Annotated in this window: 27 protein-coding genes; 12 read left to right on the top strand and 15 right to left on the bottom strand. The window is 57.2% G+C overall.

Annotated features, from left to right (window positions below; all coding sequences use genetic code 11):
• Nucleotides 1-60: 60 nt before the first annotated feature.
• The 5 genes from BFP70_RS17005 (at nt 61) to arsJ (ending at nt 3,838) form a co-directional block, all read left to right on the top strand.
• Complete coding sequence (locus BFP70_RS17005) at nt 61-366, top strand: hypothetical protein (protein ID WP_066012829.1); 306 nt, start codon at nt 61-63, stop codon at nt 364-366.
• Between the two features lie 30 nt (nt 367-396).
• Nucleotides 397-690 (top strand): hypothetical protein, encoded by a 294-nt coding sequence (locus BFP70_RS17000; RefSeq protein ID WP_066012828.1) that lies wholly within the window; start codon nt 397-399, stop codon nt 688-690.
• Nucleotides 691-697: 7 nt separating this feature from the next.
• A complete protein-coding gene (locus BFP70_RS16995) occupies nt 698-1,357 on the top strand; it encodes a DUF1523 family protein (RefSeq protein WP_066012827.1) in 660 nt (219 codons plus the stop codon).
• Between the two features lie 196 nt (nt 1,358-1,553).
• Nucleotides 1,554-2,561 carry an ArsJ-associated glyceraldehyde-3-phosphate dehydrogenase gene (locus tag BFP70_RS16990; RefSeq protein WP_066012826.1) on the top strand — a complete coding sequence of 336 codons (1,008 nt, stop codon included), beginning with the start codon at nt 1,554-1,556 and terminating at the stop codon, nt 2,559-2,561.
• On the top strand, nt 2,558-3,838 hold the full coding sequence (arsJ, locus tag BFP70_RS16985) for an organoarsenical effux MFS transporter ArsJ (RefSeq protein WP_066012825.1): 1,281 nt from the start codon (nt 2,558-2,560) through the stop codon (nt 3,836-3,838). The genes BFP70_RS16990 and arsJ overlap by 4 nt, the downstream gene beginning before the upstream one ends.
• A gap of 28 nt (nt 3,839-3,866) precedes the next feature.
• On the opposite strand, the gene grxD is transcribed toward arsJ, so the two are convergent.
• The 4 genes from grxD to parE form a co-directional block, all read right to left on the bottom strand.
• Entirely contained in the window at nt 3,867-4,226 is a 360-nt protein-coding gene (grxD, locus tag BFP70_RS16980) for a Grx4 family monothiol glutaredoxin (RefSeq protein WP_066012824.1), read from the bottom strand.
• A 195-nt stretch (nt 4,227-4,421) separates the two neighbouring features.
• The gene (locus tag BFP70_RS16975; RefSeq protein WP_066012823.1) at nt 4,422-4,664 is read right to left on the bottom strand and encodes a BolA/IbaG family iron-sulfur metabolism protein; all 243 of its coding nucleotides are present in this window, start codon (nt 4,662-4,664) and stop codon (nt 4,422-4,424) included.
• Between the two features lie 69 nt (nt 4,665-4,733).
• Complete coding sequence (locus BFP70_RS16970) at nt 4,734-5,696, bottom strand: FUSC family protein (RefSeq protein ID WP_176715593.1); 963 nt, start codon at nt 5,694-5,696, stop codon at nt 4,734-4,736.
• A 167-nt stretch (nt 5,697-5,863) separates the two neighbouring features.
• The gene (gene parE, locus BFP70_RS16965; protein WP_066012821.1) at nt 5,864-7,825 is read right to left on the bottom strand and encodes a DNA topoisomerase IV subunit B; all 1,962 of its coding nucleotides are present in this window, start codon (nt 7,823-7,825) and stop codon (nt 5,864-5,866) included.
• 264 nt (nt 7,826-8,089) lie between these two features.
• Between parE and BFP70_RS16955 the strand changes: the two genes are divergently transcribed.
• The 3 genes from BFP70_RS16955 to BFP70_RS16945 all read left to right on the top strand — a co-directional run bounded on the left by BFP70_RS16955 (nt 8,090) and on the right by BFP70_RS16945 (nt 10,867).
• On the top strand, nt 8,090-8,758 hold the full coding sequence (locus BFP70_RS16955) for a bifunctional 2-polyprenyl-6-hydroxyphenol methylase/3-demethylubiquinol 3-O-methyltransferase UbiG (protein ID WP_255356758.1): 669 nt from the start codon (nt 8,090-8,092) through the stop codon (nt 8,756-8,758).
• An 85-nt stretch (nt 8,759-8,843) separates the two neighbouring features.
• On the top strand, nt 8,844-9,437 hold the full coding sequence (locus BFP70_RS16950) for a cytochrome b/b6 domain-containing protein (protein WP_066012818.1): 594 nt from the start codon (nt 8,844-8,846) through the stop codon (nt 9,435-9,437).
• Nucleotides 9,438-9,478: 41 nt separating this feature from the next.
• On the top strand, nt 9,479-10,867 hold the full coding sequence (locus tag BFP70_RS16945; RefSeq protein ID WP_083217580.1) for an MATE family efflux transporter: 1,389 nt from the start codon (nt 9,479-9,481) through the stop codon (nt 10,865-10,867).
• Nucleotides 10,868-10,900: 33 nt separating this feature from the next.
• Here the strand turns inward: BFP70_RS16945 and proB are convergent, their stop codons facing one another.
• From proB to BFP70_RS16905, 8 genes are all read right to left on the bottom strand, one after another.
• Nucleotides 10,901-12,025 (bottom strand): glutamate 5-kinase, encoded by a 1,125-nt coding sequence (proB, locus tag BFP70_RS16940; protein ID WP_066012817.1) that lies wholly within the window; start codon nt 12,023-12,025, stop codon nt 10,901-10,903.
• On the bottom strand, nt 12,013-13,035 hold the full coding sequence (gene obgE / locus BFP70_RS16935; RefSeq protein ID WP_066012816.1) for a GTPase ObgE: 1,023 nt from the start codon (nt 13,033-13,035) through the stop codon (nt 12,013-12,015). The genes proB and obgE overlap by 13 nt, the downstream gene beginning before the upstream one ends.
• Nucleotides 13,036-13,151: 116 nt before the next feature.
• Nucleotides 13,152-13,694, bottom strand: a complete 543-nt coding sequence (locus tag BFP70_RS16930) for a GNAT family N-acetyltransferase (protein ID WP_083217588.1) — start codon at nt 13,692-13,694, stop codon at nt 13,152-13,154.
• Entirely contained in the window at nt 13,667-14,206 is a 540-nt protein-coding gene (locus BFP70_RS16925) for a GNAT family N-acetyltransferase (RefSeq protein ID WP_066012814.1), read from the bottom strand. Before BFP70_RS16925 ends, BFP70_RS16930 begins: the two co-directional genes overlap by 28 nt.
• Before the next feature lie 249 nt (nt 14,207-14,455).
• The gene (gene rpmA / locus BFP70_RS16920) at nt 14,456-14,725 is read right to left on the bottom strand and encodes a 50S ribosomal protein L27 (protein ID WP_066012813.1); all 270 of its coding nucleotides are present in this window, start codon (nt 14,723-14,725) and stop codon (nt 14,456-14,458) included.
• Between the two features lie 18 nt (nt 14,726-14,743).
• Nucleotides 14,744-15,127 (bottom strand): 50S ribosomal protein L21, encoded by a 384-nt coding sequence (gene rplU / locus BFP70_RS16915; protein ID WP_066012812.1) that lies wholly within the window; start codon nt 15,125-15,127, stop codon nt 14,744-14,746.
• Nucleotides 15,128-15,348: 221 nt separating this feature from the next.
• Nucleotides 15,349-16,443, bottom strand: coding sequence for a histidine kinase dimerization/phosphoacceptor domain -containing protein (locus BFP70_RS16910; RefSeq protein WP_066012811.1), 1,095 nt, complete (start codon nt 16,441-16,443; stop codon nt 15,349-15,351).
• Nucleotides 16,444-16,625: 182 nt separating this feature from the next.
• Nucleotides 16,626-18,449, bottom strand: coding sequence for an ATP-binding cassette domain-containing protein (locus BFP70_RS16905; RefSeq protein ID WP_066012810.1), 1,824 nt, complete (start codon nt 18,447-18,449; stop codon nt 16,626-16,628).
• Between the two features lie 203 nt (nt 18,450-18,652).
• Between BFP70_RS16905 and trpB the strand changes: the two genes are divergently transcribed.
• Nucleotides 18,653-19,891, top strand: a complete 1,239-nt coding sequence (gene trpB, locus BFP70_RS16900) for a tryptophan synthase subunit beta (RefSeq protein ID WP_066012809.1) — start codon at nt 18,653-18,655, stop codon at nt 19,889-19,891.
• Between the two features lie 50 nt (nt 19,892-19,941).
• Here the strand turns inward: trpB and BFP70_RS16895 are convergent, their stop codons facing one another.
• The 3 genes from BFP70_RS16895 to BFP70_RS16885 form a co-directional block, all read right to left on the bottom strand.
• On the bottom strand, nt 19,942-20,430 hold the full coding sequence (locus BFP70_RS16895) for a GbsR/MarR family transcriptional regulator (protein WP_176715592.1): 489 nt from the start codon (nt 20,428-20,430) through the stop codon (nt 19,942-19,944).
• Between the two features lie 77 nt (nt 20,431-20,507).
• Nucleotides 20,508-21,254 (bottom strand): 2-dehydro-3-deoxygalactonokinase, encoded by a 747-nt coding sequence (locus BFP70_RS16890; protein ID WP_083217579.1) that lies wholly within the window; start codon nt 21,252-21,254, stop codon nt 20,508-20,510.
• A gap of 61 nt (nt 21,255-21,315) precedes the next feature.
• Nucleotides 21,316-22,314 carry a zinc ABC transporter substrate-binding protein gene (locus tag BFP70_RS16885; RefSeq protein WP_066012806.1) on the bottom strand — a complete coding sequence of 333 codons (999 nt, stop codon included), beginning with the start codon at nt 22,312-22,314 and terminating at the stop codon, nt 21,316-21,318.
• A gap of 99 nt (nt 22,315-22,413) precedes the next feature.
• On the opposite strand from BFP70_RS16885, the gene BFP70_RS16880 reads away from it, so the two are divergent.
• Genes BFP70_RS16880 through BFP70_RS16870 form a run of 3 tightly spaced genes read left to right on the top strand, consistent with a single transcriptional unit; the run spans nt 22,414 to nt 24,480 of the window.
• Complete coding sequence (locus BFP70_RS16880) at nt 22,414-22,938, top strand: Fur family transcriptional regulator (protein WP_066012805.1); 525 nt, start codon at nt 22,414-22,416, stop codon at nt 22,936-22,938.
• Entirely contained in the window at nt 22,935-23,702 is a 768-nt protein-coding gene (locus BFP70_RS16875; RefSeq protein ID WP_066012942.1) for a metal ABC transporter ATP-binding protein, read from the top strand. Before BFP70_RS16880 ends, BFP70_RS16875 begins: the two co-directional genes overlap by 4 nt.
• Nucleotides 23,695-24,480 (top strand): iron chelate uptake ABC transporter family permease subunit, encoded by a 786-nt coding sequence (locus BFP70_RS16870; RefSeq protein ID WP_066012804.1) that lies wholly within the window; start codon nt 23,695-23,697, stop codon nt 24,478-24,480. The genes BFP70_RS16875 and BFP70_RS16870 overlap by 8 nt, the downstream gene beginning before the upstream one ends.
• The last annotated feature ends 197 nt before the right edge of the window (nt 24,481-24,677 follow it).

Here is a 24,677-nt window from a genome sequence, read left to right as displayed (position 1 = left end):
TTACCAGATTTGGGCGGGCATAGTTCGTCCAGAGCACACGACCAAAAGGAACCTGAGACGATGACACCCTTTATGATTTTCGGCCTGATTATCTGCGTGGCCGTGGGCGGTTTTTTGTCACGGTTTCCCTGGGCCAAGCTGATCGCGCTGATCCCGGTTGGAATGCTGGTGCCCAGCTATTACGCAACAGGCACGGTCTGCGGGCCGCTGTTCTTTCTGGATTTGTTGGATGCACAGGCGATGTGTTCCAACGGCTATCCCGGACGGCAGACATTTGCTTCCGCTTATGTGTTGACACTGGTGCCGGTTGCGGTCAGCGCTGTCTTGATCCGGCTGGTGGTGCGCGCGCGTGCGAAAAATGCCTAAACCGGCCGCAGCAGCATCGGGTACTATGCCATGATCGGCTTTTTCCGCAACGGGGCCTTGGGGCTGTTCGTGTTAAGCGCGTTGTATGTGCTGATGTCCATTTATCTGCGGTCACTGGCGCGCGAACGATATGAAAATGACTGGGCGGACCAGCAGGCACAACAGTCGGCACAAGGCGCTGGCACCACGATGTCACGCGATGAGTTTGTCGAGGCGCGTTTGCAAGACTATAAGAAAAGCCTGCGCGCCAAGCTGGTGTTGCTGGTTTTTATTGTGCCGATCACAGCGGTCGCGGCGGTGATCTATTTGATGAATTACGCATGAGGCTTCAATGACATATGTAAAATGGGGCGTTGGGGTTGTGCTGGCGCTGTTCCTATTTGCCTTTTTCCATTACACATTGCCACAGCATGATATTGTGCGCATTGTCGGCACGGAAAACCGCCGGATTGATTTTGGTGAAAACTCGATCTTCTGGGCGTCGCCCGATGTGGGCACTTCACAGCTTAGCAATCGTGATGTGTTCTTCATTCAGACGCAGCTACCTAATGGCAAGCCGATGGTGTATCGCAATGAAGATACCGGCTGGGGCTGGCCGCCCTATTTCAAGCTGGACAGCTCCAACCTGCAAGCAGAGGCAGCATCGCTTGTTTCACCCAAGGCGGATCCGATCTGGGTGTCAGTGACACATTACGGCTGGCGCAATGAATGGCTTACGATTTTCCCAAATGCAGTCGGTGTGAAGGTCGTATCTGGGCCAGAGGCGACGATCATCCCCTGGGCGAATATCGTCATTCTTGTGCTGCTATTGCTGATTGTGCTGCTGATCCGCGCCATGTGGCGGCAGTTCAAGGAACGCTCGATCGATCCGGTGTTGGAAGATGTCGGTGAGGCCTGGGATGATGTGGAAGACCGCGCGGATGCGGCGGGTGATTATGGCCGTGGTCTTTGGGCCAAGATCAAAGCGAAATTTGGCGCGCTAAAGCGTTAACACGCCCCGGCGTGCCTGCGGCATATACCAACAGCCCCTGATACCATGTGACGGTGTTGGGGGCTTTTTTGATGCGCAAGACGGCGACAAAAAAGATGATCGAAGCGCGGTTGTCGTGCATCTCTACGGGTGATGTTACCCGGTTGTTACATTGCTGACGTACCGCAGGGGGCAAACTTACATGGGGATGGTTTGAATGGCACGCATTGCGATCAATGGTCTGGGACGTATGGGAAAATTGGTGCTTCGTGCGTTGGTAGACGCGGGGCGCGGCGATCAAGTTGTTCTTTTGAATGAACCCAATGGCGATATTGCGCAAAACGCTTTGCTGCTGGAATTCGACTCGGTGCATGGCCGTTGGCCGGTGCCAATCGAGGCACAACAGGACTGTCTGAGCATCGGTGGCGCGCTGATGCGTTTTACGCAGATGAAACGGATTGAAGACCTGCCGCTGGCGCAATTGAATGTGGATTTGGTGATCGATTGCACGGGCGTATTTAAAACCGTTGCCAAAACTGCACCCTACTATGCGGCAGGTGTGAAAAAGGTCGTTGTATCGGCCCCGGTGAAAGAGGCCGGCGCGCTGAACATCGTCTATGGCGTCAATCATGACCTGTATGATGGCAGCCAGAATTTGCTGACGGCAGCAAGCTGCACGACCAATTGCCTCGCACCAGTGGTGAAAGTGGTGCAGGAAAATATCGGCATTAAACACGGGTCAATGACCACGATCCATGATGTGACCAACACCCAGACAATTGTGGATATTCCAGCCAAAGATGCACGTCGGGCCCGCTCTGCGTTGATGAATCTGATCCCAACCACGACAGGCTCGGCAACCGCGATCACCGCAATTTTCCCGCAGTTGAAGGGCCGACTGAATGGCCATGCGGTGCGGGTGCCGTTGCTGAACGCTTCGCTGACCGATTGTGTGTTCGAGCTGGAGCGCGAAACAACGGTGCAAGAGCTGAACAGTTATTTCCAAGCGGCGGCGGAAGGGGATTTGCGCGGCATTCTGGGCTATGAAACCCGCCCGCTTGTGTCTTGTGATTATGTCAACGACCCGCGTTCTTCGGTGATTGATGCGCCATCGACAATGGTGGTCAATGGCACGCAGGCCAAGATCTATGCGTGGTATGATAATGAATGGGGCTATGCCTGCCGTTTGGCGGATGTGGCAAAATTGGTGGCTGACGGGTTATGAGCGATCAAAACGGATTGCGCGCCTATGGCGCGGTGACTGCGGCCTATTGGGCCTTCATGCTGTCAGACGGTGCCTTGCGGATGCTGGTCTTGCTGCATTTCAACGGGCTTGGATTTTCGCCAATCTCCTTGGCATGGTTGTTTTTGTTGTATGAGCTGGCGGGGATTGTCACCAACCTATCCGCAGGATGGTTGGCAGCGCGGTTCGGGCTTGTTGCAACGCTCTATGCCGGGTTGGGCGTGCAGATCGTGGCGCTTGTCGCGCTAAGTCAGCTGAATCCGGCATGGTCCGTTGTGGCTTCCGTCATCTTTGTGATGGGGGTGCAGGGCCTGTCTGGTGTGGCCAAGGACCTGTCTAAGATGTCATCTAAATCTGCCGTAAAACTGTTGGCCCCTTCGGGTGAGGGGACATTGTTTCGTTGGGTTGCGGTGTTGACCGGCTCAAAGAACGCGGTCAAAGGGCTGGGGTTCTTTCTCGGCGCGGCGGGGCTGGGCGTGATGGGGTTCGTGCCGACCGTCTGGCTGATGGCGGCGGTTATGGCGGTCATATTGATCGCGATCATCTTGTTCATGCCGCCGGGGCTGCCGGGCGGGATCAAAGGGGTGAAATTTTCTTCGGTCTGGTCAAAAGATGCGCGGATCAACCGTTTGTCTCTGGCGCGGATGTTCCTGTTTGGCGCGCGCGATGTCTGGTTTGTGGTCGGCATTCCGATCTATTTCCACCATGTGCTGTCAGATGGCACGCCAGAGGGCGCAAGACGCGCCTTTTTCCTTGTCGGGGGCTTTATGGCGGCATGGATCATTGCCTATGGTGCCGTGCAGGCGAATGCACCCAGAATCTTGCGCCGCGAGGTGCACGCGCCCGCACGCGCAGCGGCGCGTTGGGTCGGGGGGCTGGCATTGATCCCCTTGGCCTTGGCCGGGCTGGCGCTGTTGTCCCCACATCCCGCGCCGTGGTTGACCATTGCATTGGTGATCGGCCTTCTGGGCTTTGGTTTTGTCTTTGCGGTCAATTCATCGCTGCATAGCTGGCTGATATTGGAATATTCTTCCGCCGAGCGCGTGACGCAAAATGTCGGATTTTACTACATGGCCAATGCGGCGGGGCGGCTGATTGGCACCGCGCTGTCGGGTGTCAGCTTTGCGTTTGGGGGGCTGCCACTGTGCCTGTTCACCGCCTTTGTTATGGCGGCGGCCAGCTACCTTGCGGTGCGCACATTGGTGGGGGCGGGCGCAGAGAAAAGCCCCATCGCAGAACGACGGGGCCAATCTTTGTAACCGTTGGGCCGTCTAAGACCCGGGCAGATCATGCGTTTGCAGCGCGGATCTGCTCGGCTTTTTCTTTGTCATAGACAACGCCTTGATCGGTGAACAGCTGATCCAGCTCACCAGACAAAGTCATCTCGGTGATGATGTCGCAGCCGCCGACGAATTCGCCTTTGACATAAAGCTGCGGAATGGTCGGCCAGTCCGAGAAATCCTTGATGGTCTGGCGGATTTCCTGATCGGCCAGAACGTTCACATCTTTATATTCGACGCCCATGAAGTTCAAAACGCCCGCCACGCGGCTGGAGAAACCGCATTGCGGCATCTCTTTGGTTCCCTTCATGAACAACACCACGGCATTCTCGGTGATGTCTTTCTGGATGGTTTCCTTCGCGCTCATTGTGCTGGTCCTTTGTTGCCTTCGCGTGTGTCGCGAAGCCCATATATGAAAAACGGTGACGACCCCGATATGGGGCCGATGCGTCTGAAATGCGACCGGTTCGGTCGGTGATCACAAGGCCACGGCCACAGCCATGGCACGATGTCAATGTCGCGCGGCCCAAGGCAGGCCCCGCAGCCCATGGGCCATTCGGTGTCAGTCCGGCACCTTTGTTGTCAGCGCCAGTGCATGAAGTGGCGCGTTCGGCCCGTCCATTGCGCCTTTTAGCGCGGCATAGACCATGCGCTGTTGCTGCACCCGGTTTTTACCACGAAAGGCTTCGTCGATCACTTCACCGGCCCAGTGGTTTCCGTCACCCGCTGTGTCGATGATAGAAATCTGCGCATCGGGGAATTCTGCGCGGATCAGGGCTTCGATGTCGCTGGCTTCCATTGCCATGGGGATCTCCTCGTCCTTTGTTCTAAATCTAGGCCCTGGTGCAGGCCGCTGCAAGGGGCTGTGCGTGTCTCAGGCGGCGCGTTCGGGTAAGGAAGCCAATTGATGCATGACGGCTGCAGCGGTTGCCGTGCCGATCAGCAGCGTCGTGGCACCGATTGTTGTTAAAAGCAGGGGATGACCGGCTGCACCAATCTCTGCCCCAAGCAGGAAACACATATTGGCATCTAACCCAATTGCAGCTGTCTTGGGATGGGCACGCAGTAAAGCACCCGCTGCGATAAAGGCAACCGCCATAGCAAATAGGGCCGTGGGATCGCCGCCCATTGATTGCGCCAAAGCCCGGTAGGTGATGGCTGCAGCAATGCCCAGTGCCACGCCGGGCAAAAGCATGCGCACAACGGGGCGCGGATCATGCATCTGGCCAAGAATTGAGGAAAAGACCACAATCGATAGCGCGGCCGTCATCATTGCAAATTCCAATGTCCATCCGGTCAAAAATGTGACAATGGCCGACAGGCCACCGGCGGCGCAGGCGCGCAAAACCATTTGTCGCGGTGAATGCGGCTGTGGTCGTGGCGGCACGGGTGCGCGGCGCGCAGGCGTGAAGATCCAGCTGATCGCCGTGACGGCCACAACGCCGATCAATGTGCACCACAGACGCTCTACCGCCATAATGAACCCATCCGCCCCGAGCCCGACCGAGGGCATGACGATCACCCCAACCGAGATTGCCATCATCAAGAAGCCGTAGCTGTAGGTCGTGCCAATCCTATAGGCAGCCCCAACACCAATTGCCACGGTCAGGCCGACCGCGAGCGCGATCAACGCGGGGCTGTGGAGCCATGTCAGGGCAGCCAGACCAATCGCGGCCCCCGCCAGGGTTCCCAGCACCCGCAGCACGGCGCGCAAGGCCATATCTTCGCGCACAGGCTGGCTAACGACCCACACAGGCATCACCGCCCAGTATGGGTTGTGAAACCCAAACCATTGCGCCAAAGCCAGCGCGCAGATTGCGGAGGAAAACAACCGCATAGCTTGCGGAATATTTGGGGGAAGCGACGCGAACATAGTCACCTTTCCGGACTGTGGAGGACGGAGAAACCTTTGCCGCGTCTAACATCATGTGCGATGGCGCGACACAGGCAGGGGTGCTCAGGCTTCTGTGCTCTGTCGCACGATTCCATCAGCCACAAGGGTGTTTATACGTCCAGCTCTTCAACGAATTGCGCGTTTTCTGTAATATATTGAAAGCGCAGTTCGGGCTTCTTTCCCATCAGGCGCTCCACCAGATCGCCGGTTTCGCCGGGGGTGTCATCATGAATTGTCACGCGGATCAGCTTGCGGGTTTTGGGGTCCATCGTGGTTTCTTTCAGGTCTTTAGCATCCATTTCGCCAAGCCCTTTGAACCGCTGCACATCGATTTTCCCTTTGCCGCCCAGTCCCTTTGCCAGCCATTTCTCTTTCTCGATATCATCGGAGACATACATCCGCTTGGCCCCTTGTGTCAGGCGATATAGCGGTGGACAGGCCAGATACAGATGCCCCTGATCGATCAGGGGGCGCATCTGCGTGAAGAAAAATGTCATCAACAGCGATGCGATATGTGCACCGTCCACATCAGCATCGGTCATGATGATGATCTTATCATAGCGCAGATCTTCGACATTGAAACGGGTGCCAAGGCCAACGCCCAGGGCCTCGCACAGGTCGTTGATCTCTTGGTTCGACCCCAATTTCGATGAGGCCGCACCAAGCACGTTCAAGATTTTGCCTTTTAGCGGCAACAGCGCCTGTGTTTCGCGGAACCGCGCACCCTTGGCCGAGCCACCTGCGGAATCCCCTTCCACAATGAACAGCTCAGTATTGGCGCGGTTCTTTGCGGTGCAATCGGTCAGCTTGCCCGGCAGGCGCAGCTTCTTGGTGGCGGATTTTCGGGCGGTTTCCTTTTCCTGCCGGCGTTTCATCCGCTCATCCGCGCGCAAGATGAGGAAATCCAAAATCGCGCCGGCCGATTTCGTGTCAGATGCCAGCCAGTTGTCGAAATGATCGCGCACGGCGTTTTCGACCAGTCGCTGTGCCTCAACCGTGGCCAAACGATCTTTGGTCTGGCCAACGAACTCTGGCTCCCGAATGAAACATGACACCAGGGCACAGCCGCCGGTGATCAGGTCATCACGGGTGATATTCGACGCTTTCTTGACGTTGGACAATTCGCCATAGGCTCGGATACCCTTTAATATGGCTGCCCAGAACCCGCTTTCATGGGTGCCGCCCTCTGGTGTTGGAACGGTGTTACAATAGGATTGGATGAATCCGTCACGCGACGGGGTCCAGTTGATGGCCCATTCCACCGATCCCGGCACCTGAAATTTTTCACGAAAATCGACTTTCCCGGCGAAGGGGCGCTCGGAGTAGGTCATTGCTTTGCCAAGGGTTTCGACCAGATAATCGGCCAAACCGCCCGGGAAATGGAAGACCGCCTCTACCGGGGTTTCGCCGTCATCAATCGCGGATTTCCAGCGGATTTCAACACCTGAAAACAGATAGGCCTTAGAACGGACCATTTTCATCATTCGGGCGGGTTTAAACCGGTGATGGCCAAAGATCTGCTCATCCGCGTGGAACGTGACCTGCGTGCCGCGACGGTTGGGGGCTGCGCCAATTTTTTGCACCGGCCCTTCGGGAACGCCGCGCGAAAAGCGTTGTTCAAATAGCTCTTTATTTTTTGCCACCTGCACGATCATCAGATCCGACAGCGCGTTGACAACAGAGGCGCCCACCCCGTGCAGCCCGCCCGATGTTGCATAGGCATCACCCGAGAATTTTCCACCCGCATGCAAGGTGCATAGAATCACCTCCAGCGCGGATTTGCCGGGGAATTTCGGGTGGTCATCGATCGGGATGCCGCGTCCGTTGTCACGAATGGTGACAGAGTAATCGGCGTTCAGCTCGACTTCGATCCGGCTGGCATGGCCTGCAACGGCCTCATCCATAGAGTTATCAAGGATTTCCGCAACCATATGGTGCAAGGCACGTTCATCCGTGCCGCCAATATACATGCCCGGTCGTTTGCGCACCGGTTCCAGCCCTTCAAGCACCTCAATTGACGAGGCGTCATAATCGGATTCGGACTGGGTGGTGGACAGAAGATCGTCGGACATGCTGCTCGTCTCTCTTGATGGATTGGGTGCAAGAGATACAGCAGCTTGGGGTGCCGGGGCAACATGGCACAGCAGATTGCGTGTGGATAAAGCGCATCGCGCAGGATTGCGGGCATTTCGTGCCGATATGGCGGGTGCCGCCCCCAAACAATGCCTTTGTTTCACGGGGTCGCCCCAAAAGATTGATTTATAAAGGCGAAGCGGCTCCGCATTAGGTTAAATTTTAGGCATGTGATGAAAATAAGGTCGCATTCGCGTGAGGGGATGTTAACCACGCTTGCCCAACGACGCCCGCCTGCCCATGTGATTTCTATTCGCAAAGGAGAGCACCGGATGTGGGACGATCGCTTCGCCACGCAAGACTATATTTTTGGCACAGAGCCCGCAGAGTTTCTACGCAAGCAGGTCGTTCATCTCCCTGAAATGGCGAAGGTTTTGACGGTGGCGGAGGGCGAGGGGCGCAATGCGACCTTTCTGGCGCAATCGGGGGCCAAGGTGACTGCGCTGGAGCCTTCTAAACATGCACGCGCCAAGGCGCGAGAGCTGGCCCGCGCGCGCGGCGTCGATGTGACGTTGATTGATGCAGACCTGCGTGGTTGGGATTGGCCGGAGGCACGTTTTGATGTGGTCTTGCTGTGCTTTGCGCAATTTGCGGATGTGGCATTTCGTGAAGACATTTTTGATGGTATCGGGCGTGCGCTTTGCCCCGGGGGCGTGGCATTGATCCACGGTTTTGCCCGGCGCCAGCTGCGCTATACGTCCGGCGGACCAAAGGACGTTTCGCAGCTTTATGATCTGCCGCTTTTGCGCAGCGCATTTCCGCGTTGGCAGGTCTTGCATCAGGCGGATTACGACCATGACCTGTCTGAAGGGACGGGCCATTGCGGTACGGCTGCGTTGATTGATTTCGTGGTGCGTAAGCCCAATCGCTGAGCGATTCACTCAAGAATATGTCAAGTGACATGCGGACCCACCCATAGCATTGTGTCGAGACGGTATTTACCCAAAAGGACTTTCAATGACGGATTCTACCGCCAAGCCCGCTAAAACCATCAGATTATGGGACCCGTTGCTGCGGATTTTTCATTGGTCGCTGGTCGTGTTCGTCTGCAGCGCGTGGGGATTGGGCCAATGGGGGCCTGATGTCATGACATTGCATTTCTGGGCCGGGTACATTGTGGGCGGTTTGTTGGTGTTCCGCTGGATTTGGGGTTTGGTCGGACCCAAAACGGCGCGCTTCTCACAATTTTTGCAGGGCCCGGCAGCGGTGGTGGGCTATGTCAGTCATATGTTCGCGCGCAGGCCTTCGAATTGGTATGGCCATAATCCATTAGGCGGGTGGATGGTTCTGATCATGCTGCTGCTGTTATCGGTGCAGGTGCTGACCGGGCTGACCTCCGACCCGGATGATTTCATCAATATCGGTCCTTGGGCGCAATATGTGGGGTATGAGGCCTCTGTCACGGCATTGGATATCCACGAAGCCGTTGCGACGTTGATTCTGATTGTGGTGATCGCCCATGTTGCTGCGATCTTATTCTACGCATTTTGGAAGCGCGAGGATTTGGTGCGCCCGATGGTTACGGGCCGCAAAAAGATTGACGACGTATAACCTGTCTGGATCTTTTTTTACCAAACGGTTAGCGTCGCGCGATGACGCATACCGCCCCTTTCGCATCACCCGGTTCCGGGCCGCAACCACCCGCCACGATCGTCCAGCATTTCTGGGCGATTTTGGCGCTTGGGCTGCCGTTGATCGGCTCCAATATGGCGCAGATGGGTCTGCATGTGACCGATACGATCATGCTGGGTTGGTATGGCGTGCCACAGCTGGCAGCAGTGGTTCTGGCGGCATCGACCTTCTTCATTTTGTTCATCTTTGGCTCTGGCTTTGCCTATGCGGTGATTGGCCGGGTGGCCACCGCGCTTGGATCTGGCGATGAAACCCAGGCACGGCGCGATACGCGTATGGCGCTGTGGCTTTCGCTGATCTACTCCGTTGCGGTGATGCCAATCTTATGGTTTTCAGGGCCGATCCTGCGGCTGTTGGGCCAAGAGGACGCGCTGTCGCACATGGTCGAAACCTATCTGCGTGTCGCGGGATGGGGGATGTTTCCGGCGCTGATCACGGCGGTTTTGCGCGGCTATTTATCGGCCCAAGAACGCACGCAGGTTGTGTTGTGGGTCACATTGGCCGGGGTTGTGGTGAATGTTGGTTTTAACTGGGTTTTGATCTTTGGCAATTTAGGCGCGCCTGAAATGGGGCTGCAAGGGGCGGCGGTTGCATCGTTGTCTGTGCAGATCCTGACCTGTGTCGCGCTGTGCCTTTATGCCGGCTATGGGCCCAGCCTGCGTCATGTCGCATTGTTTCAAAACTTTTGGCGCCCCGATCCAGAGGCCTTTGTGGATGTCGCAAAAATGGGCCTGCCTATTGGCCTGACATCGGTATCAGAGGGCGGGTTGTTTCAGGCTTCGGCTTTGATGATGGGGTGGATCGGCGCGGTTGAGCTGGCGGCGCATGGTATCGCGCTGGAACTGGCGTCGATGGTATTCATGCTGCATTCCGGATTGTCACAGGCGGCGACTGTGCGCGCGGGCCGGGCGCATGGCGCGAAGGATCTGCTGCGGTTGCGCCGCGGTGCGGTCGTCGCGATTGCGCTGTCGTTGTTGGCCGGTGTAATCACGGTTACGGCCTTCATTGCGATGCCCACGCCATTGGTGGCTTTATTCGTGGATAGCCGTGATCCCAAAGCGGCCGAGCTGATTGATCTTGGCGTGAAATTCTTAATGGTCGCGGCGCTGTTCCAGCTGTTTGATGCGGCGCAGGTTATGGCGCTGGGGCTGCTGCGTGGTGTGCAAGATACACGCGTGCCAATGATCTACGCGGTCACAAGCTATTGGATTGTGGGGATACCTGCCAGCTATGTGTTGGCTTTCCCGCTTGGTCTGGGCGGGGTTGGGCTGTGGCTGGGCTTGGCGGCGGGTCTTGCGGTGGCAGGCGCGCTGATGATGCACCGCTTTTGGAGCAGGGACTGGATCTAACACCAGCCCCCAATATCCAGAACCGTGGGCCTGTTATGCCGTCATATCGTCGCGGTGAATCAAGGCCGCGCGGCCCGGATATCCAAGGATCTGTTCGATTTCATGCGATTGATGGCCCGAAATTTCACGCGCTTCGGCGGCAGTATAGCGCACAAGCCCCTTTGCGATCACGATATGATCGGGGCCACTGACGGTGACCGGTTCGCCGCGCCCAAATTGCCCCACGACCTTGACCACCCCTGCGGGCAGCAAAGAATTGCCAGATTGCAGGGCCTTGGCCGCGCCGGCATCGACGATAATCTCACCTTGGGGTTTCATCGCTGCGATCCATCGTTTGCGTGCCGCCTGTGGGTCGCCTTCGGGCAAGAACCATGACGCGCGCGCACCTTGTTCAATGGCGTGAAGCGGGCGCAGGCCAAACCCTTCTGCAATGGCCATCGCGCAGCCACCGGCAACGGCGACCTTCGCGGCCAAGATCTTGGTTTTCATGCCGCCCTTGGACAGGCCTGAAACGGGATCACCTGCCATTGCCTCAATCTCAGCCGAGATATGATCGATCCGCGGAAGATGCCGCGCGCTCGGGTCGGTCTTAGGATTGGCCGTATACAGGCCATCCACATCCGACAGTAGAATAAGCTGATCCGCACCAATGGTGACCGCAATGGAGGCGGCAAGCCGATCGTTATCGCCAAAGCGGATTTCATCTGTCGCGACCGTATCGTTTTCATTCACGATCGGCACCACGCCCAGGCTAAGCAGGGTTTCCAATGTTGCCCGGGAATTTAGATAGCGCCGGCGGTTGGCCGTGTCATCCAGGGTCATCAAGACCTGCGCGGTTTGCACCCCATGTGGGCTGAGCGCCTGGCTATAGGCCTGTGCCAAACGGATCTGACCGGTGGCAGCGGCGGCTTGGCTTTGTTCCAGTGCCAAGGCACCCGGCGCAAGTTTCAGCATCTGCCGTCCCAGCGCGATAGAGCCAGAGGACACCAGAACCACATCCGTGCCGCGCGCGCGCAGGGCACTGACATCAGCTGTCAGCCCCTCCAGCCAGTCGCCGCGCAACCCGTTGGCATCCACCAGCAGGGCAGATCCAATTTTAATCACCAGCCGCTTGGCGGTTTCAATCCGGGGCAGCGGGGCAGGCGTTAGGGTGTCCAAGGTCCAGCATCCTCAGCATCGGTGATGTCGGGGTGGATATTGCTCCACAATTCACGCAGAACATCTTTCACACCCTGCTGCGCAACCGAGGACATGACCTGAACCGGGCCAGCCACCGCCTGTAGCTCGGCCAGCCGTTCTTCCAGCGTTTCTTCATCCAAGGCGTCGATCTTGTTCAAAACCGTAATGCGGGGTTTGGTGAACAGTTTCTCGGAGTAAGCTTCCAGTTCGGTCACGATGGTTTGCCAATCTTCGGCCACTGTCTCGGATGTGCCATCCACCAGATGCAGCAAAACAGAGCACCGCTCCACATGGCCCAGGAATTGATCCCCTAGGCCACGCCCCTCAGACGCCCCTTCGATCAGGCCCGGAATATCGGCCATCACGAATTCCTTATTGTCGATACCGACAACGCCGAGGTTTGGTACAAGCGTGGTGAACGGGTAATCTGCGATTTTCGGCCGTGCGTTGGACACGGTGGATAAAAACGTCGATTTCCCTGCGTTGGGAAGGCCCAACAGCCCCGCATCCGCGATCAGTTTCAACCGAAGCCAGATCGTCCGCTCTACGCCTTCTTGGCCGGGGTTGGCGCGTTGTGGTGACCGATTGGTTGAGGATTTGAACCGAAGGTTGCCCCAGCCACCATTGCCGCCCTTAGCCAGAAGAATTTTCTGCCCAACCTCGGTCAGGTCTGCCAGAATGGTTTCTTCATCCTCGTCAATGATTTCGGTCCCGACGGGGACCTTCAAAATGATATCATCGCCATCTTTGCCGGTGCATTGGCTGCCCATACCGTGCTGCCCGGTTTTGGCGAAGAAATGCTGTTGATAACGAAAGTCGATCAGCGTGTTCAGCCCTTCAACCGCCTCAACGAAGACAGAGCCGCCCTTGCCGCCATCGCCACCATCGGGGCCGCCAAATTCAATGTATTTTTCACGCCGGAAGGAGACACATCCAGCACCGCCGCCGCCCGAGCGGATATAGACTTTCGCGAGATCGAGAAATTTCATCGCTCAGGGACCTTTCGTTGCCAAGGCGTCGAGATACGCCGCATTTGCTATGGTATCAAGGGCCGAAGTGGGGGCTATCCCCGGCGACGGTCCAATATTTCAAGGCAATCTGACGGTCAGTGGCGCGTAGCCCAGCGATCATGCGTCAGCAGCATTGCCTCATGCAAAAGATGCTCGCCGCGCGCGCGGCAATATTTACGGTTTGTCTGCACATGTTCAAAGCCTAACCGGTGTAAGACACTGGCAGATCGAGTGTTGCCGGTGAAATATCCCGCCCGCAGATCATGTGCGTCTGGAGCGGCAAAATAGGCCTGTGTTGCAGCCTGCGCCGCCTCTGACGCATAGTCATGTTTCCAGGCGCGCGGTGCCAGCCAATAGCCCAATTCCCCGACAGTACCGACCATACCAATCAATCCTGCAGTGTCATGGATCATCCAGACCTGACCGGAATTTTTCTCATTTGTGACAATGAACTGCTCGGCATCTTTACGCCCATAGGGGTAGGGCACATTCCCCAGCCAGCCAGAAATTCTGAAATCGTTCAAAATTTCCGCCAGATGCGGAATATCGCTTTGTGCTGGTGGACGCAGCTGTAACCGCGCCGTGTTCATATAGGCGCGGCCCAGTGTCATCAGCTCATTTTCCGCAAATAGGTCCATGTGGCAACATGGCTGCCGCGGGCCAAGGACCAGCTTTCTGCATCACCCAGATATTCAAAATCGGCATTGCTTAGCACCCGGGCAGAGCCGGGATTGTCCTGAAAAACCTCTGCAAACAATGTGCGGGCATTATGGGGATTAGCTGCGACGATGGCTTGCACGGCTTCGGAGGCAAAGCCGGCATTCCAAAACCCAGCCCCCAGCCAAAAGCCAATTTCGGATTGATCATCGTCCAGCCGTTCCAATGAGATAACGCCCAATACTTCTGCAAGGCCATGCGCCGACCCGTCCAAGGCCCAGACATCTTCGCGGGTGGACCCAGACATAGCGCGCGCGATATAGGATTCTGTGGTGCCTGGTGGCAACGGGTGTGGAATGGCGCGCGTGCCAACGGCCACGCGTTTGTCACTGCTATACAGCGCAATCAATCCCGCGTCAGACCGCCGTAGCGGGCGCAGCACGAACCGTTCAGCTTCAATGACGGGTTGCGTCGAAATCGGTTCCTGAAACATATCGCGTCCTCCTCGACACGTTCGGCTTCATTTTCTCTTTTGGAGCCGGCAGGTTGGGCAGATAAACTGCCGATATTAAACTAAGATTAAAATGCACGCAAAACGGGCAGTCGCAAGGATGCGGTCTTGTTATGATTGCGGCATGCTGGGGACTTCTCCTCCAAGCCACAGCGCACCTTTGGCACCACAAACGACAAAGGGGACCGGCCTTGGCCGATCCCCCAAATTTTATGTCCCGGGTGGGTCGGCTTATTCGGCCGCTTCCGCTGCCGGAAGAACCGAAACGAAGGTGCGCCCTTTCAGGCCCTTCGAGAATGTGACGCGACCATTCGCAACTGCGAACAGTGTGTGGTCTTTGCCCATCATAACGTTCTCGCCTGCGTACACTTTCGTGCCGCGCTGACGAACGATGATGTTGCCCGGAATAGCGGCCTGACCGCCATACAGTTTAACGCCAAGACGACGACCAGCGGAGTCGCGACCGTTACGGGATGAACCGCCTGCTTTTTTATGTGCCATGGGTGGTGTCTCCCCTGTTTATTGCGCTGCGTGCGCCGCGCGGCGCGCGACTGCGGTGCCGACAGCTTCTTTAACCGAAGCATCTGCGCCCGAAGCGACAATGTTGGTGACGCGCAGCAGCGTCAGTTTTTGACGGTGACCACGGGTCCGCTGCGACGAGTGCTTACGACGACGCTTATGATACGTGATCACTTTGTCAGCTTTGATGTTGTCGATGACTTCTGCCTGAACAGCAGCACCTGCCACGAGCGGCGCGCCAACGGTAAGCGTTTCACCGCCAACCATCAGAATGTCATTGAACTGAACTGTTTCGCCAGCAGCAGCATCCAAAAGCTCAACGCGCAGAACATCGCCTGCCTGAACTTTATACTGCTTGCCGCCAGTCTTGAGGACCGCAAACATAGGGTCGTCCTTTTTGTCTTCCGCATTCTATGGCCCCCGTCTTCGGGTGTTTGTGGGGAGCTCCCCGCCTTCGAACAGCGCGCCCGTGTCAGGGCGTGTGTGAAAAATAAGTCACCGGCGAAAGAATCCCTTCGCCGGTTGGTGGCTATATCGTGTAATCACGGCGATCTGTCAAGCGTTATGGGCCATTCACCCTGGCCGCGCCGTTCGAAATGCGCGCCTTAGCGCTTGCGGCGCGGCGTGAACGTGCACGAAATCCCAAAGCCAGGTGTTTGCGGGGCCACGGTATAGCTGGCATTGGCCTGCGCGGCAGAGGCTTCCATGATTTGCAGGCCAAGACCTTTTTGCGGCTCTGCCCCTTGGGCGAGGCCGATGCCATCGTCACGGATACGCAGCTGGTATTCGCCCTTCAGGTTCAGTTCCAAATCAATGGTCACCGTGCCTTTCAGCGCGTTCGGGAACCCGTGTTTGATGGAATTGGCCACGAATTCGTTGACCAAAGTGCCAAACGCTGCCGCCTGCTCTGCGAGGACCTCGACCTTGATCACATTACAGCGCACTTGCAGACGGTCCGGCGTCTGCGATTCCAGGAACCGCGCGACATTGCTTAGATACCCACCCAGATCCACCGCGGTGCCATTATCCGCCTTATACAGTTGCTCATGCAGCATCGCGACGGTTTGAATCCGGCGTTGCAACGCACGTAGCGCGTCTTTCGCCTCGGGCACCTTGGCCATGCGTGCTTTGATCGACGCCAATGCCGCCAAAGATTGCAATGAATTTTTGACCCGGTGATCGACCTCGCCGCGCAATTCGGTCGTGATCCGTAAGCTGCGGCGCAGCTCTAGCTGGTTCATCACCTGACCGGCCATGACGCGCAGCGTTTCGCGCTGTAAAGCGGTCAAGACCCGCGGTTTTTTATCCAAGATGCAGACTGTACCAATTGCCAGACCCTCACGGTTGATCAGCGGCATGCCCGCATAAAACCGCATCGGGTCATCGCCCAGACACAGCGGATTGGCGCGGGTCCGGGGGTCTTTGGTCGTGTCTTCAATTTCCAGAATATCCGTGCCCAGGATCGTGTAGCTGCAAATTGCCATATCGCGCGGCGTTTCGGTCAGATCCGTCCCAACGCTTGCCTTGAACCATTGGCGACCTTCTTCCAGCATGCTGACCAAGGCGATTGGAACATCACAAATTCCCGCCACAAGGCGGACGACATCGTCATATTCTTTTTCGGCAGGTGTGCCAACCACGCAATAGGAGCTAAGCGCTTCAATGCGTGTGCTCTCATCAGTTTTTGATTGCGCTGTCATAGGTCTGGAACTCTTGTCTAAATTCGCTTGCAGAAAGGCCACGCCGCTTCTTGTTCAAACTCCCGTGAGGATAAGGCGGTCAGCCGGCGCAAACAAGGGGTTTGCTGCGCGTGCTTGATCACAATTAAACAAACCGAAACCTTGAGCAATCCCGGCGCGAGCGTTGTGGGGGTGTCGGCAGATCAACCGTTGGCTTTCTCTTCCAGCGCCATCCATTCTTCTTCTGCATCTGATAGGGCCGTATGCCGTTCTACCAGCGCATCGGTCGCTTTTTGGAATTTTTCGGGCTCTTTGGTAAAGAGCTCAGGGTCCGCCAAGAAGCCTTCCAGCTTGCTGATTTCCGCTTCCAGCCGCTCAATCACACCCGGAAGCGTTTCAAGGCGGTGCTTTTCGGTGAAGCTAAGTGCGGATTTGACAGGGGCGGTTTTGTCAGGCTTCGCGTTGGGTTTGGTTGCGTTCCCAGAGGGTTTTGCCGCCGGCTCCGGTTCGCTTTGGGCCAAGCTGCGTTGGTGGCGGTAATCGCTCCAGCCGCCAGGATAGGCGGTGACGCGGCCGGCGCCTTCCATTGCGATGGTGGTCGTGGCCACGCGATCGATAAAGTCACGGTCGTGGCTGACAAGCAGCACGGTGCCATCGTAATCGCCTAGAATGTCTTGTAGCAGGTCCAGCGTTTCGACATCCAGATCGTTTGTGGGTTCGTCGAGGATCAGCAGGTTGGAGTCCCGCGCCATGATCCGCGCCAGCAGTAAGCGCGCACGCTCGCCGCCCGATAGCGACCCAATCGGCGCGCGCGCCTGAGATTCATCAAACAAGAAATCTTTCAAATACGCGACAACATGTTTGGGCTGGCCGCGTACCATAACCTGATCAGAGTTCCCCTTCACAGCCATATCGGGGTCATTGACCAGACCGTTCCACAGAGTTTGGTTGAAATCCAGTGTTGCGCGGGCCTGATCAAACACCGCCATTTCCAGATTGGTGCCCAGTTTGACATTGCCCTCATCGGGGGCCAGTTCGCCAATCAACAGTTTCAAAAGAGTGGTTTTGCCCACGCCGTTCGGGCCAACAAAGGCGATCCGGTCGCCGCGCAACACGCGCAGATCAAAACCTTCTACGATTGTCTTGTCGCCAAACCGTTTGGTCAGGTTCGTGGCCTCAAACACGCGTTTGCCAGAATTGGGCGCGGCCGATAGCTCCATCGCGGCAACGCCTTGGCGTTTGATCTGATTGGCGCGTTCATCCCGCATATCATGCAAGGCGCGCAAACGGCCCTGGTTGCGTTTACGTCGGGCAGAGATCCCCTCAACCGCCCATTTGCCCTCGGCTTTGATCTTTTTATCCAGCTTAGCCCGCGCGTCATCTTCTGCCGCCCAAACCTCTTCGCGCCAATCTTCGAAATGTTCAAACCCGCGTTCCTGACGGCGGACTTTGCCACGGTCGATCCACAGGGTCGCGCGGGTCAGTGCGCGCAAGAAGGCCCGGTCGTGGCTGATCAAAACAAAAGCCGCGCGGGTGGATTTCAGCTGATCTTCCAGCCAAGCGATGGCTTCGATGTCCAAGTGGTTTGTTGGTTCATCAAGCAGCATCAATTCGGGTGCTTCTGCCAAGAGCTTGGCCAATGCGGCGCGGCGGCGCTCTCCGCCTGATGCGGTGGCCACCGGGGTATCGGGGTTAAACTTCAACCCTTCAGCGACCATCTCGATTTTATAAGTTTCCATTGGATCAAGTTCGGAGGCCGCGTAATCTCCGAGCGTCTCATAGGCGCTGAGATCCGGCTCTTGTTCCATATATCCGACCGAGACACCGGGCGGGATGACAATATCGCCTTGATCGGCCTCAATCAGGCCGGCCATGATTTTCATCAGGGTCGATTTGCCCGAGCCATTGCGCCCGACCAACGCGACACGGTCGCTTTGCTGAACAATAAGGTCGAGCCCGTCAAAAACAGGGTTTCCACCATGGGTGAGGGAGAGATCGGAGATCTGCAAAAGGGGTGCGCGTGCCATGATTTTGCAGCTACAGCGGGGCGCGGGTGGCGTCAAGCCACGGCGCAAGTGTGACGGCGGGGCGGGGCGCAAAATTCACCGCCAGTGGCGTGGCTGTGCAATGTTGTGTCTTGGATATTTATAGCAAGATGAAAGGGCGGCGCTTTATCTTTCGTTGCGAGAGCGCTACATCCTGTTGACCAATTCGCGTGAGGGAGAGGGCCATGGCCGACGATCTGATCAACAGTTTCATGAAAGTGCCAGATGATAACGGGCGTTTCGGGATTTTCGGTGGGCGGTTCGTGTCTGAGACGCTGATGCCGCTGATCCTGGATCTGGAGGCGCATTATGAGGCCGCCAAGACCGATGCGAGTTTTTGGGTCGAGATGGATGATTTGTGGAAGCATTATGTTGGCCGTCCCTCGCCGCTGTATCATGCGCCGCGCATGACCGAAGAATTGGGCGGCGCGAAGATCTATCTGAAGCGCGATGAGCTGAACCACACTGGTGCGCATAAGATCAACAATGTTCTGGGTCAGCTGATTTTGGCCAAGCGGATGGGGAAGACCCGGATTTTGGCGGAAACCGGGGCAGGTCAGCATGGGGTGGCCACCGCGACCGTTTGCGCGAAGATGGGGTTGAAATGTGTCGTGTATATGGGCGCGACCGATGTTGAACGGCAGGCGCCCAATGTGTTTCGGATGCGGCTTTTGGGAGCGGAGGTTGTGCCTGTGACCTCAGGTCGTGGAACATTGAAAGACGCGATGAATGATGCGCTGCGTGATTGGGTGACCAATGTGCATGACACGTTCTATTGCATTGGAACCGTGGCAGGGCCGCATCCCTATCCTGCGATGGTGCGCGATTTTCAATCGATCATCGGTAAGGAAGTGCGTTGGCAATTGGCGGAGCAGGAGGGCGAGGGCCGCTTACCTGACACAGTGATTGCGGCGATTGGCGGTGGGTCGAATGCTATGGGGCTGTTTTATCCGTTCCTGGACGATCCATCGGTGAATATTGTCGGCGTTGAGGCTGGCGGTCACGGTGTGGATGAGAAGATGGAACATTGCGCATCGTTGACGGGCGGCCGGCCCGGTGTGCTGCATGGCAATCGCACCTATTTGCTGCAAGACGCGGATGGCCAGATCTTGGAAGGTCATTCCATTTCGGCGGGTTTGGATTATCCCGGCATTGGGCCAGAACATGCATGGCTGCATGATATCGGGCGGGCGAAATATGTGTCGATCACGGATAATGAAGCACTGGAGGCCTTCCAATTCTCGTGCAAGACTGAGGGGATCATTCCCGCATTGGAGCCAAGCCATGCCTTGGCGCATGTAATGAAACTGGCGCCGACGCTGCCTAAAGACCATATCATCGTGATGAATATGTGTGGCCGTGGGGATAAGGATATCTTTGCCGTGGCCAAGCATCTTGGCTTTGATATGTCTGACGTCGGTTAAGTCGCCTTACGAATGACGCCCCCTTAGCCCGTTGTGGTTTTGGGGGCGTTTTATTTCAGCTTTTTCTTTTTCCGCGGTCGGGGTGCATCTTGCATCAGCTTCGCCAGATCTGCAGGAGCAAGCGCACCCAGCCCCGCCATCCAACTGTTGGCTGTTTGTGCCACATCGGCCAAAGGTTGCACGCGTCCATCATCTTCGGATTGCGCCAAGGCCGTTAGCCGTGCACTGAGCACGGCAATATCGCGTTGCTGGCGGGTGATGATCAGCTGCCGAAGTAACGCCCAAGGATCAGGATCCGCAAAGAAGTAATCGCGCCGTGAGCCCGGCGTACGTGCGGATTGCACCAATCCCAGGTGGCGCAACTCTTTGAGGGCCGTTGAGACATTGGAGCGCGAGATGCCCAGGATGGTCACCAATTCTTCTGCAGATGGGGATTGAGCGGCACGCCAGATCGCCCCGAAACATAATGCGGCTGGACGGCTGATGCCAAATCCGGGCGCAAGGTCTGACAGGATGATAGAGAAGTCGGGCGCTGACACGGGCATACCTTTCAGTAAGTTATCGAATGGTCTCTAACATTGTGGTTTGGATTTGTCTTGTGACACATTCGCAAATATCACAGGCCTGCGGCCATGCGCAAACCGGCCAGAAGGGCGGGTTCGTCCGCGCCGGTGGTGACCATGGTGGCCTGCGCCGTCAGGGCATGGGCGCGTAAATGCGCCGTTGGACCCAATGCCAGAACCTGCTGACCCAGCCACCATGCGCGTGTGGCAGTCAGCTCCGCGCCGATCAAACTGCCCATGAACCGATTGGGATCCTGGGTTGATGTTGTAAGCAGCATCCGCTCTGGCCGTGACTGGGCGGCGGAGAGAGCATCGTTAAATGCTGCATCGGTTGTGGGCAATCTGTGCGGATAGAGCGCGCGAAACAGCCGATCCGCGCTGGACGCTGCGACCGAGATGACCTCGGCTGCTGATACATGCACCCAATATGTTTCTGGGCCGGTCAGGCAGATCACGCCGTCGAATTTTGGATGGGCTTGCAGCACCCCCGCAACTGTTGCTGTCTGCCGGGCCGGCAATTCGGCGGCTGGGGCCGTTTGTGTCAAGATGGGGATATGGATCACGCCTAAAGCCTGCGATGGCGTCACCGGGGCACAAGGAATGGCTTTGTGTGGGCTTTCTGGGCCTGCAAGAACCGCCCGCGTCAGGCCGTGACGCTCCATCTGGGCGCGAATAACATCATGTGCATCTGCGCCCTGCAATGGGATATGGCGGGCGGGCTCTGCACCATCGTCCCATATCGACAACGTGTCATTTGTGACGCTTGCGGCCAGCCAATCCATCATTTCCTCCACAGTCATGTCGGGAATGTTATGACCATGCCGCAAGGTCGGGTTCAACCCTTAGCGTGATGCCATATGCTTAGGGCGTTTGTGTCAGGCACTCAGAGAGTGCCGTGCCAAAGCTGCGCAGCAATGTTTCATACAATGCGGGGGTAAGGGGAAGCGTGCTGCCGGTGGGGTCAAGCGGGGCTCCTAGACGGGTCTGCGTGCCCTCAATCACCTGTTGCAGGGGCTTGGGGTCTTGTTGCGGTTCCGGGAAGGCGCATAGCACGTTCTTTTGGGTCAGCGTGTCGCGCAGCTGGGACAGATGCGCAGCCCCGGGTGCGGCCGCATCGCCCATCGACAGGCTACCAACTGTGTCCAGCCCGTAATGATCGGTGAAATAGCCATAAGCAGCATGGAAGGTAACAAAGGGCTTGTGCCCAATAGGTGCAAGCTGCGCCTGCAAATCGCTATCCAGTCGCGCCAATTGTTTGGCGGCTTGGGCAGCATTGCCGCGGTAGGTTTGCGCGTTCTGTGGATCCAGTGTTGAAAGTTGATCTGCGATCGCCGTCAGCCAATGTTCGGCATTATGGGGGTCCAGCCAGGCATGCGGGTCCGTGCCGCTGTGGTCATGATCATCGTGGTCACCATGCCCTTCTGTATGATCTTTATTTGCATGGTTGTGTTCGTCGGTGTGGTCATGTGACCCGTCGTGGTCGTGGTCGTGGTCGTGGTCGTGCGCAGCTTCGGGCGCATCAGCGAAATTCCGCAATTCCGTGCCAGGGGTATGTAGTAACGAAAGCTGCGGTGTCTGACCGCTTAGCCCGTCCAGCGCACGATCCAGCCAGGGTGTCAGCTCTGGCCCAACCCAGATCACCAGATCTGCGTTTTGCAATTTGCGCGCCTGAGAGGGACGCAATTGATAGGAATGCGCATCTGAGCCACGATCCAGCAGCACATCAGGCGTGGCCAGATCCCCCATCACCTTTGCAGTGAGGGAATATACTACGGGAATATCAGTCATCACCTGCGGCACCTGCGCCAGGGTGGGGCTGGCGGCGATCAGGGCGGAAAGGCAAATCGGGAAAAGGCGCATTGGGGTCTCCGGCAGTAGGCCCGGTATCGGGCATTGAGTTCTCGGCCAACGTTATTTATGTTATGTTATCACGCGTCAATAGGAATGTGATAATATAACATGAATACCCCCAAAGATGCCGTTCAGCCTGGTGGCGAACCCGTGGCGCAGGCCCGCGCGTTTTCCAGCCATGATCACACCCTATGCAGTGGCCACGCGTTGGCTTTGGCCGAAGAAATGGCGCAAGAGCGCAATCTTCGTCTGACCCCGGTGCGGCGGCGCGCGTTGGAAATCTTGCTTGAGGCGCATCGCGCAATCGGTGCTTATGAAGTGTTGGAGCGGCTGTCCGAAGAAGGGTTTGGCAAACAGCCGCCTGTGGCCTATCGGGCGCTTGATTTTCTGGTGGATCATGGGTTCGCGCATCGCATCCGTCGATTGAATGCCTTTGTCGCCTGCGGCCATCCCGGAGAAGATCATGCGCCGATTTTCTTGATCTGTCGTGATTGCAATGCTGTGGCCGAGGCCGAAGGCGGACCGGTTCGCAACGCTCTTGACGCAGCTGGCGCCGCGGTTGGTTTTGTGGTCGAGCGGGCCTCTATTGAGGCGGTCGGCCAATGCCCCAGCTGCGCGAGCGTCGCAGCATGACCGCGTTGATCCAGGCGCAGGATCTTTGCGTTGCGCATAACCGCACAGAGGTCCTATCGGGTGTGTCGATGACATTGGCACCGGCGGAAATTGTGACCGTGGTCGGGCCGAACGGGTCGGGCAAGTCGACATTGATCCGGGCGTTGATTGGCTTGCAGCCTCTGGCCGCAGGGCAGGTCCACCGCAAATTGGGATTGCGGATCGGTTATGTGCCGCAAAAACTGCATGTGGATGGCAGTTTGCCATTGAGCGTGCGGCGCTTCCTATCTTTGCCCCGCAGGGTAACAGATGCCCGCGCTGCGCAGGTGTTGGACCGTGTCGGGGTTCCTGATATCGGAAGCCGACCGATTGCGGGCCTGTCTGGTGGGCAGTTTCAGCGCGTTTTGCTGGCCCGTGCGATGTTGGCCGATCCGCATGTGCTGATTTTGGATGAGCCCACACAGGGGCTGGATCAGCCCGGAACAGCCGGGTTTTATAAGCTGATCGAGCAATTGCGCGCAGATACCGGTGTTGCCGTGTTGATGGTCAGCCATGACTTGCATGTGGTCATGTCGGCCTCTGACCGGGTGATCTGTTTGAACGGGCATGTGTGTTGTCAGGGCACGCCCAAGGTTGTGTCGGCGGCGCCTGAATATCGGGCGCTCTTTGGTATGGGCACAGGCGGTGCCTTCGCGCTGTATCAACACGCCCATGACCACGATCACGATGAAAATTGCGGCCATAGCCATCATCACCCCGATACACAGGACCACGATCATGCTTGATGATTTTTTGACACGCGCTGGGCTGGCGGGGATTGGGCTGACCCTGGCAACCGGGCCGTTGGGGTCTTTCGTCAACTGGCGGCGTATGGCCTATTTTGGCGATGCCACATCACATGCGGCAATCTTGGGCGTCGCGCTGAGCTTTGGTTTTGGTATCTCAGTCTATTGGGGCACGATGGCTGTGGCGCTGGGCATGGCATTGACGGTGGCACGCCTGTCGGGGCGGGGCCACGCAATGGATACGATTTTGGGTGTGCTCGCCCATTCCGCCCTGGCATTCGGGCTGGTCGCGGCCTCGTTTATTTCGGGGTTGCGGGTTGATTTGTCCGCATGGTTGTTCGGCGATATCCTGGCGGTGTCGCGCATGGATGTCGGGATCGTCTGGGGCGGTGCGGGGCTGGTGTTGGCCCTATTAGTGTGGCGCTGGCAAGCCTTGCTGACGACGACGATCAACGAAGAGCTGGCACAAGCGTCCGGGTTGAGCCCCCGCCGCGAAGCCTTGGTACTTACCGTCGCTTTGGCTCTGACCGTAGCGGTGGCGATCAAAATCGTTGGTGCGCTTCTTATCGCGGCCATGTTGATTATTCCACCGGCGGCAGCCCGCGCCTGGGCACGATCCCCCGAGCAGATGGCCATCGTTTCCAGCGGTATTGGGGCCTTGTCTGTTTTAGGCGGGCTGTGGGCGTCTATCGTGTGGGATACGCCCGCAGGGCCGTCCATTGTCGCCGTCAGCACGGTTTTGTTTGTCGTGTCCCTGCCGATGCGCCGTCGGATTTAAAGCGCGGCGGCGTGTCGTATGTGTCTTGGGACGTATTCAAAGGGCGAAACGATGATGATTCGTCCCTTGAATTGCTTTACGCGACCCAAGGGAAGCTGGTGTAAAAAGTTCCATAGAAAATATATTTTTTTTGACCTAATTTCAGGGGGCTATGTGCGACCTTGCCGGAAATGGCGTGTTTTGTTCGCTGCGCCGCA

Origin of the sequence: Thioclava sp. SK-1 (assembly GCF_001705665.1) — a bacterium.
In the GTDB taxonomy this organism is placed as follows: domain Bacteria; phylum Pseudomonadota; class Alphaproteobacteria; order Rhodobacterales; family Rhodobacteraceae; genus Thioclava.
Note: the sequence above shows the minus strand (reverse complement) of the source record. Positions and strands in the feature narration are given on the sequence as shown.